1 protein-coding gene is annotated in these 14191 nt (G+C 65.6%); it reads right to left on the bottom strand.

Going from position 1 to position 14191, the window contains the following annotated elements; genetic code table 11:
• Complete coding sequence (locus tag TU82_RS05065) at window positions 1-14034, bottom strand: non-ribosomal peptide synthase/polyketide synthase (protein ID WP_057722036.1); 14034 nt, start codon at window positions 14032-14034, stop codon at window positions 1-3.
• Window positions 14035-14191 lie beyond the last annotated feature (157 nt).

The following is a 14191-nucleotide window of genomic DNA, read 5'->3' as shown; positions in this document are numbered from 1 at the left end:
TCAAATCGCCTCTAGTTCGCTCAAAAAGTCACGAAGATCATCAAAATCTTCCACGCTGCCGGCGCGGAAGGTGGCTGCGGCCTGCACGTAGGCGCGCAGCGATTCGGTCTGGAACAGTTCCATCAGCGGCACGTCCAGGCCCAGTTCGGCCTGCACCCGCGAGGTGATCTGGATGGCCAGCAGGGAATGCCCGCCCACTTCGAAGAAGTTGTCGTTCAGGCCCACTTGCGCAAGGTGCAGCACCTCGGCCCAGATCGCGGCGATCTGCTGCTCCAGTTCGGTGTGCGGCGCCACGTACTGTTGCTGCATCTGGCTGGCATCGGGCAATGGCAGGCCCTTGCGGTCGAGCTTGCCGTTGGGGGTCAGCGGCATCTGCGCGAGGAACACGAAGTGCGCCGGCACCATGTAATCCGGCAGGCCGCTTTTCAGGGCGCGGCGCAGGCTGTCACGGAACTCGGCCTGGTCGGCCAGGGTGGCATCGACCGGCACCACATAGGCCACCAACTGCTTGCCGGTGGGGCCTTCCTGGGCCACCACCACGGTTTCGCCGACGCTGTCCTGTTCGCGCAGACGCGCTTCGATTTCGCCCAGCTCGATACGGAAACCACGGATCTTGACCTGATGGTCGACGCGACCCAGGTAGTCCACCACGCCATCCGCACGCCCACGGGTCAGGTCGCCACTGCGATACACGCGGCTGCCGGGCTTGCCGAACGGGTCCGGCACGAAACGTTCGGCGGTCAACGCCGGACGTTCCAGGTACCCCCGGGCCACGCCCTCGCCGCCCAGGTACAACTCACCGGCCACGCCGATGGGTTGCAGGTTGAGCTGCGCGTCCAGCACGTAGCCGCTGCGGTTGCCGAGCAAGGTGCCGATGGGTGCGTAAACGGCACCGCAAGGGTCGCCCTTGCGCGCCTTCCACAACAGCGGCGTGACCACGGTTTCGGTGGGGCCGTAGCCGTTGAACAGGTAGGTCGGCTTCAGCGCGCGCCAGGCCAGGTCGTAGCTGGCCTGGGCCACGGCATCACCGCCGAAGCAGTACACCCGCACCGCTGGAGGGTTGCCGTCGCGCTCGGCGTGTTCGGCCAGTTGTTGCAGGTACACCGGCGGGAACACGGCCATGGTCACGTTGTGCCGATGCATCTGCGCATAGGTGTATTCCGGCAGCCACAGGCTGTCATCGCGGATCAGCACACTGGCGCCGTTGATCAACGGGTGCATCCAGCCTTCGTGGGAACCGTCGAAGGCGAAGGACATGAAGTGCAGCTCGCAATCGGCCGGGCGGGTTTCATAGCGCTCGCCGGTGGCGATGATGTGTGCGACCAACGGACCGTGGGAAACGGCCACGCCCTTGGGCATGCCGGTGGAGCCGGAGGTGTAGATCACGTAGGCAAGGTTGTCGGCGTCCAGCACGACGTTCGGCGCGCTGTCACTGCCGTGCGCCCATTGCTCGGTGCGGTCAATGGCCAGGGTCTCCAGCCCAGCGGGAATCGGCAATTGCGCCAGGGCGCGGGTGTGGCTGAGCAGCAGTTGCGCCCGGCTGTCCTGCATCATGTACAGCAGGCGATCACGCGGGTATTCGATGTCCAGCGGCACGTACACGCCACCGGCTTTCATCACGGCGAGGAACGCCACCATGATCTCGGCGCTGCGCGGCATGGCGATGGCCACGCGCACTTCCGGGCCGACGCCACGGGCAATCAGGGCGTGGGCCAGGCGGTTGGCCCGGCGATCCAGCTCGCCGTAAGTGAGCTGCTCGTCGGCGAACTTCACCGCCACCGCATCCGGGGTTTCCCGCGCACGGTCGGCGACCCGTTCATGCACCAGTCGCTGCGCCGAGTAGCCGGCATCGGTGCAGTTCCACAATTGCAGGATGTGCTGCTGCTCGTCCTGATCCAACATGCGCAACTGGCCGATGGCTTGAGCCTGATCGGCAACCATCGCCTGCAACAGGTTCTGCCAATGCCCGGCCATGCGAGCAATGGTGGCGGGCGCAAACAGGTCGGTGGCATAGCTCAGGGAAGCAAGCAGTGCCGTCGGGGTTTCTTCCACATCCAGCGCGAGGTCGAACTGGGCCACGCCGTCATCCCAGTTCAGGACTTCGATGTGCAGGTCGACAAGCTGCTGCAACTGACGCTCGGCGGACGTCACGCGGTGGTTGAACAGCACCTGGAACAAGGGGCTCAGGCTGAGGCTGCGCTCCGGGTGCAGCGCTTGCACCAGTTGCTCGAACGGCAGGTCCTGATGGGCCTGGGCGTCCAGGGAACGCTGGCGCACCTGGCGCAGCAGCTGCTCGACGCTCATCTGCCCGTGAAGCTCGGCCTTGAGCACTTGGGTGTTGACGAAGAAACCAATAAGGCCCTCGGTTTCCAGGCGGTTACGGTTGGCAACCGGCACGCCGACGCGTACGTCTTCCTGGCCACTGTAGCGATGCAACAGCGCCTGGTAGGACGCCAACAGCACCATCGGCAAGGTGACACCGGCATTGCGGGCAAGTGTGCGCAAGCCTTCCAGCAGTCCTGGCGCCAACTCGATGCCCAGGCGCGCACCACGATGGCTTGGCAGCGCCGGGCGCGGGAAGTCGAACGGCAGCTCCAGCACCGGTTGCTCGCCGCCCAACTGCTCACGCCAGTAGGCCAGTTGACGCGTTTGCTCGCCGGCCTCCATCCAGTTGCGTTGCCATACGGCATAGTCGGCGTACTGGATCGGCAAGGCCGGCAGGTCGGAGGTTTGACCCTGGCTGAACGCGGCGTACAGTTGCACCAGCTCTTCGACCATCACTTGCATCGACCAGCCATCGGAGACGATGTGGTGCTGCACCAGCACCAGCACATGGTCCTCCTCGGCCAGGCGCAACAACGTGACCCGCAACAGCGGCCCGCGCAGTAGATCGAAAGGACGTGCGACCTCGGCAGCGACGGTGGCCTTGAGGTCGGCATAGTCGCAGGCGCCCCGCTCGATCTCGATCCGGCCCAACGCTTGAATGACCTGCACCGCGCCAGTGACCTCCTGGCGCAAATGGGTGCGCAGGCTTTCATGGCGGGCCAGCAAGCTGTCGAAACTGCGCTGCAGTGCGGCCTCATTCAATGGGCCGTGCAAACGCAAGGCACTGGGGATGTGGTAAGCGGCGCTCTGCGGGTCCAGTTGCCACAGGAACCATTGGCGCTCCTGGGCATAGGACAACGGCAAGGGGTGCGTGCGGTCGGCCTTGAGCAGCGCCGGTGCGGTGCTGCCCTCCTCGCCCAGCGCGCGCACGAAATCACCCAGCAGGGGCTGCTCGAACAGGGTCTTGAGCGCGACTTCCAGCGCCAATGCCTGACGCACCCGCGACACCACCCGAGTGGCCAGCAGGGAATGCCCGCCCAGCTCGAAGAAGTGATCGTCGAGGCCGACCTGCGGCACCTCCAGCACCTCGGCCCAGATCGCCGCGACCTGTTGTTCGCGGGCGGTGACGGGCGCCAGGTGACCCTTGTGCAATTGACCTGCATCAAGCTTGGGCAAGGCCTTGCGGTCAAGCTTGCCGTTGGGAGTCAGCGGCAGACGGTCGAGGACCAGCAAGTGCGCCGGCACCATGTAGTCCGGCAGTTGTTCGCGCAGCGCGGCTTTGCAGGCCTGTGAATCCACCGCAGAGGTCGTCACCAGGTAGGCGATCAAGCGGTCGTTGTCTGCCAGCACCACCGCCTCACGCACGCCCGGGTACTCACGCAGGCAGGCTTCGATTTCACCCAGCTCGATCCGGAAGCCGCGCACCTTGACCTGATGGTCGACGCGGCCGATGTACTCGACCACGCCATCCTCGCGGTAACGCGCCAGGTCGCCGGTGCGGTACAGGCGTGCGCCCGGCGCGCCAAACGGGTCCGGTACAAAACGCTCGGCGGTGAGCGCCGGCCGCGCATGATAACCGCGCGCCAGGCCGACCCCGCCGATCAGCAGTTCACCGGCCGCGCCTTGCGGGCTTGGGGTGAGCCCGGCATTGAGGATGAACAGCGAGGTATTGGCGATGGGCCGCCCGACAAAAGGCTGGGCCTCGTGCAGACGATGGGCCGCCGACCAGATGGTGGTTTCCGTGGGCCCGTAGAGATTCCACACCGGGCCTTGCAGATCGAGCAGGCGCCGGGCCAGGTCGGCCGGCAGCGCTTCGCCGCCGCACAGGCACTGGATACCGAGCAGCAGCTGCGCACGCGGGCTGTCGAGCAGCATGCGCCAGGTCGACGGCGTGGCCTGCAGCACACTGGCCACCTGGTTGTGAGCCAGGTCGAGGATGGCTTCCGGGTCAAGGGCCATGGCCTGTTCGCTCAGCAGCACCGTCGCACCGACACTCAGCGGCACGTAGAGCTCCAGGGCGAAGATGTCGAATGAGAACGTGGTCAACGACAACAGGCGTGCATCGCCGCCAATGGACAAGGTATCGGCCATGCCGCAGGTAAAGCTGCACAACGCCTGGTGCCGCACCATCACGCCTTTGGGCGTGCCGGTGGAGCCGGAGGTGTAGATGACGTAGGCCAGGTGTTGCGGCGTGACGTGCACCTGAGGATTGTGTGCGTCACCGTCGCCGTCGTCGGTCAGCAGCACCTGCAGGTGCTGGGGCTGTACGAGACGACCGCGCAAATGCGCCTGGGTCAGCAGCACCCTGGCATCGCTGTCTTCGAGCATGAACGCCAGGCGCTCCGCCGGAAACTGCGGGTCGAGCGGCACGTAGGCGCCGCCGGCCTTGAGGGTCGCCAACAGGCCGACCACCATGTCCAGGGAGCGCTCCACATGCACAGCCACCAGCACGTCGGGCCCGACGCCCGCCGCGATCAAACGGTGCGCCAGGCGATTGGCCCGGCGGTTGAGTTCGGCGTAGCTCAGGCTGTCGTCATTGAAGCGCAGTGCAACGGCATCCGGCCGGGCGAGCGCTTGCGCCTCGAACACCTGGTGCACGCAGTGCTCATGTGGGTAGTCGGCGGGCGTGTGGTTCCAGTCTGCAACCATTTGCTGCCATTGCGGCGCGCTGAGCATCGCCAGTTCGTCGAGCGCCTGTGATTCATCGCGCACCACGGCGCGCAGCAGGTTATGCCAATGCCCGGCCAGGCGTTCCACGGTCGCCGGCTCGAACAGGTCGGTGGCGTAGGTCAGCGACGCCCACAGGCCATCGGCGGATTCTTCGGTTTCCAGGTTGAGGTCGAACTGGGTGGTGTGAGCGGCCCAGTCCAGCGCCTGCAATGCCAGGCCCGGCAAGTGCACGGGGCCGGCGCGCAGGCTGTCCTGATGGTTGAACATCACCTGGAACAGCGGGTTATGGCTGAGGCTGCGTTCGGGCTGCAAGGCTTCCACCAGTTGTTCGAACGGCAGGTCCTGATGCGCCTGGGCCTCGAGGGCGCGCTGCTTGACCTGGGCCAGTAACTGCGCGAAAGGCATTTGCCCCTGCAGTTCGGCCTGCAGTACCTGAGTGTTGACGAAAAAACCCACCAGCCGTTCGGTTTCCAGGCGCGTGCGGTTGGCGATCGGCACGCCGACACGGATTTCGGACTGTCCGCTGTAGCGATGCAGCACGGTCTGGAACGAGGCCAGCAGCAACATGAACAAGGTCACGTCCTGACGCTGGGCCAACGCCTTGAGTTCGGCCACCAGCGCGCTGTCCAGCTGGATCTGCCGACGCGCGCCCCGATGGCTTTGCACCGCCGGGCGCGGATGGTCCAGTGGCAACGCCAGCACCGGGTGCTCACTGCCCAGGCGCGCGCACCAGTAAGCGAGCTGGCGCTGTTTTTCCCCGGCCGCCATCCAGTCCCGCTGCCATTGGGCATAGTCGGCGTACTGGATTGGCAACGCCGGCAATGCGCCGTCGCCCTGGTAGAGTGCCACCAGCTCATCGACCATCACCTGCATCGACCAACCGTCGGAGATGATGTGATGCTGGGTCATCACCAGCACATGGTGTTGCGTCGCCACTTCCAGCAATTTGACCCGCATCAGCGGGCCACTGCGCAGGTCGAAGGGACGCCGGACTTCCTCGGCCACCGCCTGTTCGATCGCCGTCACCTCGACGCGCTGGCGCTCGATGGTCACTGCCAGGGCTGGCTGGATAACCTGCAGGGTCTGCTCGCCCTGCTCGACAAAGGTGGTGCGCAGCGGCTCATGACGTTGTACCAGGGCCTGGAACGCGTGCTCCAGCGCGGCGATGTCCAGCCGGCCGCGCAGGTGCAGGGCCGTTGGAACGTGATAGGCCGCGCTGGCGGGGTCCAGTTGCCAGAGGAACCATTGGCGTTCCTGGGCGAAGGACAACGCCAGCGGCTGGTCGCGTTCAAGCGCCATCAAGGGCTGCGCCGTGCTCACTTGCAATGCCGCGCAGGCGGCGGCAAACGCGTGCAGGGTCGGCTGTTCGAACAGTGCGCGCAACGGCACTTCCAGGTTGAGCGCATGCCGCACCCGGGAGATCACCTGGGTGGCCAGCAACGAGTGGCCGCCGCGCTCGAAGAAATGATCCTCCAGGCCGACCTGCTCAACCTGCAACACCGCCTGCCAGATCGCCGCCAACTGGATCTGCAGCGGGGTTCGGGGCGCCACGTAAGCCTGGGCGTGCAAGTTAAGGTCCGGCGCCGGCAATGCGCGGCGGTCGAGCTTACCGCTGTTGTTCAGTGGCAAGGCATCGAGCACCACCCACTGCCCAGGCACCATGTAGTCCGGCAGCGACTGACGCAAACGGGCCGCCAGTGCCTGGCTGTCCAAGGCGATGCCCTCGGCGGGCACCACGTACGCCACCAATTGCGTACCGGTGGCGCTCGGCAGCGCCAATACGGCTGCTTCACGCACCTGGGGCAAGGCTTGCAGGCCGGCCTCGATTTCGCCCATCTCGATACGCAAGCCGCGAATCTTCACCTGATGGTCGATGCGCCCGACGTACTCCAGCGCACCCGCCTCGTTGTGACGGGCCAGGTCGCCACTGCGGTAGAGTCGCGCGCCGGGTAATGCGGAAAACGGGTCGGGCAGGAAGCGCTCGGCGGTCAGCGCCGGACGGTCGAAATAGCCCTGGGCCAGACCGGCCTCGGCGCCGATGCACAACTCACCCACGCCATCGGTCGCCAGCAGTTCGAAACCGCTGTCGAGCACATAAAGCGAGCGCCCTTCAATCGCGCGCCCGATCGGCACACCGAACGCGTCGCCGGCATCCTCCAGTTGGCACGCATGCACGCTGGACACCACCGTCGCCTCGGTCGGCCCATACGTGTTGACCAGCCGCACACCGCCCAGCCCGGCAGCATGCCAGGCGCGCAGGCCTTCTACGGACATCGCTTCACCGCCCACATGCACCTGGCGCAGCTGGCCCAGGGCGCGGCGGTCCAGGGCGCATTCCTTGGCCAGCAGGTACCAGTAGGCGGCGGGCAAGTCGGCCAGGGTCACGCCCTGTGCAACGATTTCCCGCGCCAGTTGCCCGGCGTCCCACAGGTCATCGCCACGCATGATCAGCGCCGCACCCACGCACAGCGGCGGGTAGCACTGCTCGACAAAGCCGTCGAAGCTGAAGGTCGCGAACTGCAGCACGCGGTCCTGCGCGCTCAGTTGGCTGTACACCACGGCGCTGTCGCAGAACTGGCCGAGGGCGGCATGGTCGATGGCCACGCCTTTGGGCTGGCCGGTGGAACCGGAGGTGTAGATCACGTAGGCCAGGTCCGCCGCCGCCGCGTGATTGGCCGGATTGGTTGCCGGCCAGGTGGCCAGCTCGTCCCCCGTGGCGCTGAACCCGATTCGTGTCAGCCCGGCCGGCAACGGCACATCGGTCAGCAAGCCGGTTTCGCTGAGCAGCAGGTCCAGGCGACTGTCCGCGAGCATGTAGGCCAGGCGCTCGGCCGGGTATTTCGGGTCCAGCGGCACATAGGCCGCGCCGCTCTTGAGTACCGCCAGCAGGCTGACGATCAGTTGCGGACCGCGCCGCGACGCCAGGCCCACGCGCTGGCCGGGGCCGACGCCCAGTGCCAGCAGGCGATGGGCCAGGCGGTTGGCCCGAGCGTTGAGTTGGGCGTAGCTCAAGCGTTGGCTGCCGGCCTGCACCGCCAGCGCGTCCGGTGTGGCCTGGGCCTGGGCCGCGATGCGCTCATGGGCGTGTTGATGACCTCGGGCGGTCGCCGGCAACTGGCTGAGGGCAAGCACGTCGCGCTGCGCGATGGCGTCGAGCAGGCGCAGATTGCCCAGAGGGATGCGGGCGTCTGCCAACAGTTGTTCCAGCAGATGGTGCAGGTTGTCGCCCAGCCGCGTGACCTGAGACTGGCTGAACTGTGTGCGGTCGTAGCTGAACTCCAGGCGCAGGCTGGTACCCAGTTCAATGCCCAGGGTCAGCGGGTAATGGGTGCGCTCATGGTTATGCATCGGCCCGAAGGTCAGGCCGGCCGGCGCGCCTTGTTTCAGGGCTTCGGCCACCGGGAAGTTTTCAAACACCAGCAGCGTATCGAACAGCGCGGCGCCTTGCTGGCCGGCCCAGCTCTGGATGTCGTAGAGCGGCACATGCTCGTGATCGCGCAGGTTGATGTTCAGCGCCTGCAACTCGCTGAGCCAACTGACGGCCGATTGCGCCGGCGAAGCGGCGCTGATGATCGGCAAGGTATTGATGAACAGGCCCAACTGCTGCTCGATCCCCGGCAGCGGCGCGGAACGCCCGGCCACGGTGGCGCCGAAGGCCACGCACGCCTGCCCGGTGTAGCGCTGCAGCAGCAGGCTCCAGGCGCCCTGCAACAGGGTGTTGAGGGTGACCTTGTGCTGGCGGGCGAACTCACCGAGGGTGTGGGTGAAGTCACTGCCCAGCACGACGTGATGCTCTGCAGTCCCCGCACCGCCAACCGGCGCGCGCAGCGCCTGGGCCAGCAGGGTCGGCGCCTGCAATGGTGCCAGCTCGGCTTTCCAGAATGCTTCGCCGCTGCCTTGCTGTTGCAGCCAGCCCAGGTAATCGCGAAATTGCCCGAGCGGTGCGGGCACGGCCTGGCCCGCATAATGGGCAAGCACTTCGCCGAGCAACTGGGCGTTGCTCCAGCCATCCATGAGAATGTGGTGGCTGGTGAAAACCAGCTGCCAGGTGGTCCCAGCGCCGCGCACCAGCATCAGGCGAAACAGCGGCGCGGCATTGAGTTCGAAGCCGCGTTCACGCTCGGCGCTGGCCAGGGCATCAAAATCGGCACGCGGGTCTTCAATCACTTGCAGTTGCAGGTCGACCTGGCGCTGGATCACTTGATGCGCGCTGTCCAGGCCCTGCCAATGGAAGCTGCTGCGCAGGATGTCGTGACGGTCCAGCGCGGCCTGCCAGGCGCGGCCGAACGCGAGCAGATCGAGGCCGTCGATGTCCAGGCGCAACTGGTTGATATAGGCCTGGGCTTCGGGCTCCAACAGCGTATGGAACAGCATGCCCTGCTGCATCGGCGACAAGGGGTAAAGGTCCGCGATGGCCGGCCCGGCCAGCGGCAATGCATCCAGTTGCGCCTGGGTGACGCGCGCCAGGGGGAAATCCGACGGCGTGACTTGCCCGGCCGGTGTGGCACAGCAATGCTCGATCAGGGCCTTGAGTTCAGCGGCGTATTCATCCGCCAGGTGCTGGATGGTCGAGGTGTCGAACATCTCGCGACTGAAGCCCCACTGCAAGGCCAACTCACCGCCATACACCTGCCCTTCCACCGTCAGCCAGTTGGCCAGCGGCGCCTCGGGGTCCTGAGCCTGTCCACTGCCCTCGCCGGCCGGTACGAACAGCGCCGACTCATCGAACTGACGGTCGAACTGGCCCAGGTAGTTGAAGGTAATGCGTGGCGCGGCCAGCCCGGCCAGGGACTCGCGGGCTTGTGGCGCTCCAAGGTAGCGCAGCAGGCCATAGCCCAATCCCTTTTCGGGGACGGCGCGCAGTTGCTCCTTGACCGCCTTGATCGCACCGGACAGCTCGCCATCCGCTTGCAGGCGCAATGGGAACAGGCTGGTGAACCAGCCGACGGTGCGGGTCAGGTCGATGCCATCGAACAGGTCTTCGCGGCCATGACCCTCCAGCTGGATCAGCGCGGCGGGTTGAGCGCTCCAACGGCTGACCACCCGCGCCAGGGCGGTCAGCAACAGGTCATTGACCTGGGTGCGATAGGCTGCCGGCGCCTCTTGCAGCAATTGGCGTGTGTGCTCGGCATCAAGGCGCGTTTCAAGCTTGGCGCCCAGGCGATTTTGCAGGCCACCCTCGGGGTGATCGCACGGCAACTCGGCATCGATGGATTGTGCCTGCCAGTACGACAGCTGGTGATCGAGGGCCTGCGCATGGTCTTGCAACTGCTGCGCCCAGCGCTGATAGGCGCTGGTCTTGGCCGGCAACTTCTGTTCGCGATAAGCCTGTTGCAGGTCTTCCAGCAGAATGCGCCAGGACACCCCGTCCACCACCAGATGATGCACCACCAGCAGCAAGCGCTGGGTACCGTCGGCCATGTCGACCAGGGCGGCGCGCAGCAGCGGGCCTTGCTCCAGATCCAGGCTGCGCTGGGCCTCATCGCACAGCGCGGCCAGTTCGGCCTCGCTGCCGGCACGCGCCTGCCACACCACCGATGCGCTCGCCGGGTCGGCGTGGTGCTGTTGCCAACCTTCGGCCTGCGCCACGAAGCGCAGGCGCAGGGCATCGTGATGCTGGATCAATTGCACCACCGCCGCGTCGAGCCGGGCGGGCTCCAGGGTTTCACGCGGGGTCAACAGCAATGACTGGTTCCAGTGATGACGCGCGGGGATCGCCTGGGCAAAAAAGTCCTGCTGCACCGGCGTCAGGATGACCTCACCGCTGACCGGGCCTTGATCGATCGCATTCAGTTCGTCGACACGCGCCACCAGCGCCAGACCGCGCACGCTCTGGTACTGGAACAGGTCGCGCGGACTGAGGCGGATGCCGGCCTGGCGCGCACGGCTGACCACCTGGATGGAAATGATCGAATCGCCGCCCAGCTCGAAAAAGTTATCGTCCAGGCCCACGGCCTCGATGCCTAACACGTCGCTCCAGATCGCGGCCAAGGCTTGTTGCAGGGCGTTTTCCGGAGCGGCGAAGGCCTGTTGCGGCGCAGCGTCCGGCACTGGCAGTGCCTTGCGGTCGAGCTTGCCGTTGGCGGTCACCGGCAGCTTGGCCAGCGTGATGAAGTGGGTCGGTACCATGTATTCCGGCAGGCTGCCGAGCAGCCAGGCCTTGAGGTCGTCGGGGGCGTCGCTTTCAAGGACCAGATAAGCCACCAGTTGCTTGCCGCCGTGCACCACGACCACTGCTTCGCGTATCTGCGGGTGCTGCATCAGGCGCGTTTCGATCTCGCCCAGTTCGATGCGCAAGCCGCGCAGCTTGACCTGGTGGTCGAGGCGGCCAAGGTATTCAATCACCCCATCGGCGCGCTGACGCACACGGTCGCCGGTTCGGTACAAGCGCTCGCCGGCCACGAACGGGCTCGGCACAAAGCGCTCGGCGGTCAGCGCCGGGCGCCGGTGGTAACTGCGCGCCAGTCCAGTGCCGCCCAGGTACAGCTCACCCGAGACACCGGCCGGCACCGGGTTGAGCTGGGCATCGAGCACGTAGGTGCCGAGGTTGGCGATCGGCCGGCCAATGGGCACGCTGTCGGCGCCTTCGTCGATGCAGGTCCAGTGGGTCACGTCGATGGCGGCTTCGGTCGGGCCGTAGAGGTTGTACAAGGCCGTATTCGCCAGCTTGGCGAACACCTGGCGCTGGGCGTCCAACGGCAAGGCTTCGCCGCTGCAGACAATGCGCTTGAGGCTGGCGCAGGCGCCTACGCCTGGCTCATAAATGAACGCCTGCAACATGGACGGCACGAAATGCACGGTGGTAATGGCGTGCCGCTTGATGGTCTCGATCAAGCGTGCCGGCTCACGGTGCTCGCCCGGCGCGGCGACCACCAGGCGCGCGCCGTTCATCAGCGGCCAGAAGAATTCCCAGACGGAAACGTCGAAGCTGAATGGCGTTTTCTGCAGCACTGCGTCGCCGGCATCGAGTGCGTAGGCCTGCTGCATCCAGCACAGACGATTGACCAGCGCGCGATGGCTGTTACCGGCGCCCTTGGGCTTGCCGGTAGAGCCGGAGGTGTAGATCACGTACGCCAGGTTCAGCCCGTGGAGGGTGACGTTCGGGGACTCGGTGCTGTAGGCGTCGAGCCAGTTGTCCGGCTGATCCAGGGCAATCACCTGGAGGCCTGCGGTCGGCAGTCGCGCCAGCAAATGCTGCTGGCTGAGCAGCAGCTCGATGCCGCTGTCTTCGATCATGTAGGCCAGGCGCTCCCCAGGGTATTCCGGGTCCAGCGGGACGTAGGCGCCGCCCGCCTTGAGGATGGCCAACAGGCCCACGATCATGTCGATGGAGCGCTCGACACAGATCCCCACCAGCACGTCCGGGCCGACGCCTCGCTCGCGCAATGCATGGGCCAACTGGTTGGCGCGCGCGTCAAGCTGGGCATAGGTCAGGGTAAGCTCACCGAATGCAAGCGCTGGCGCATCCGGCGTACGTTGCGCCTGGCCTTCAATCAGATGATGGATCGCACGCTCGGTCGGGTACGCCGCGGCGGTCTGGTTCCAGGCCTTGACCAGCTGCTGCTCGTCAGCGTCCAGCATCGGCAATTCACCGATGCGCTGTTCGCCGTCGGCCACCATTGCCTGCAACAGGCTGATCCAATGTCGGGCCATGCGCTGGATGGAAGGCGCATCGAACAGATCGTTGGCGTAAGTGAGCGCGGCATGCAAGGTGCCTGACTTTTCATAGGTATCGAGGGTAAGGTCGAACTGCGTGGTACGGCCTTGCCATTCCACCAAGGCCAGTTCTAGGCCGGAGGCAGTACTGACGGAGGCGATGTCCGCCACCACCGGTTGATGGTTGTACATCACCTGGAACAGCGGCGTATGGCTCAGGCTGCGCTCGACGTTCAAGGCCTCGACCAGGCGTTCGAAGGGCAACTCCTGATGGGCCTGGGCACCCAGGGCGTGTTCCTTGATGCCTTGCAGCAGTTCGGCCACACGGGTTTGCCCGGTCAGTTCGGTGCGCAGCACCTGGGTGTTGACGAAGAAGCCGATCAGCCCTTCGACTTCCGTGCGGTTGCGGTTGGCGATGGGCACACCGACACGGATATCGCCCTGCCCCGTGTACCGGTGCAACAACACATTGAAGGCGCCGAGCAGCAGCATGAACAAGGTGACGTTGTGCTTTTGCGCGCACGTGCGCAGTTGCGTGGCCAGCGCCGGGTCGACCTCGAAGGTGTGGCGTGTACCCTGGTAGCTGGGCATGGCCGGACGTGGGCGGTCGGTCGGCAGCTCCAGCACCGGATGTTCATCGCCCAGGCGCGCCTGCCAGTACTCCAGCTGGCGCGCCTGTTCGCCGGCTTCCAGCCAGCGGCGCTGCCAGAGGGCATAGTCGCTGTACTGGATCGCCAGCGCAGGCAGTTGCGGCGCCGCGTTGCGCTCGTGGGCGTCATAGAAACGGATGAACTCGTCAATCAACACATTCATCGACCAACCGTCGGAGACGATGTGGTGCAAGGTCAGCAGCAACACGTGCTCGTGCGCATCGAGCTTGAGCAGTTGCACGCGCAGCAGCGGGCCGTGTTCCAGGTCGAACGGCAGCAGGGATTGCCGGGTGGCGGCCTCGTTGACCGCCTGCTCACGTGCAGCCGGCGCCAAGGCGCTGAGATCCAGTTGTTCGACCGCCACAGCAGGGTCTACCGCAACCTGGGCCAAACGCTCATCGGCCTGACGCTGAAACACCGTGCGCAGGGTTTCGTGACGCGCCACCAGACTGGCGAACGCGTGGTCCAGCGCGTCCAGGCTGAGCACACCCTTCAAGCGTACGGCGCCGGGCAGGTTATAGGCGCCGCTGCCCGGATCCAACTGCCAGAGAAACCACATGCGCTGCTGCGCGTAGGACAGCGCCTGGCGGTCCTCTGCCTCCACCCCCGCCGGAATCGGAAACCTTGAAAAATCCACACCTTCTTTCTGCAGGGCCTGCAGGAACACGTGGCGTTTTTCCAGGGGCAACCCGATAAACCGGCGAGCAAGTTTCAAGGAGTCTTCAGCATTCATTTGTTGGAGTCCGGAGCAATAGGCAGGAAGCACAAAGGCACGTCGTCCCTATAAAACGAACCGGAGAGGGAAAAATTAGCGAGGAATGGGGGGCAGCAGGCGAGGTGTCATCAAGGGTTACATCAATCTCAAGAAAGACACATCAACCCGAGCTAGC

This window comes from Pseudomonas orientalis, assembly GCF_001439815.1.
In the GTDB taxonomy this organism is placed as follows: Bacteria; Pseudomonadota; Gammaproteobacteria; order Pseudomonadales; family Pseudomonadaceae; genus Aquipseudomonas; species Aquipseudomonas orientalis.
This window is presented reverse-complemented; position numbering and strand designations above follow the sequence as displayed.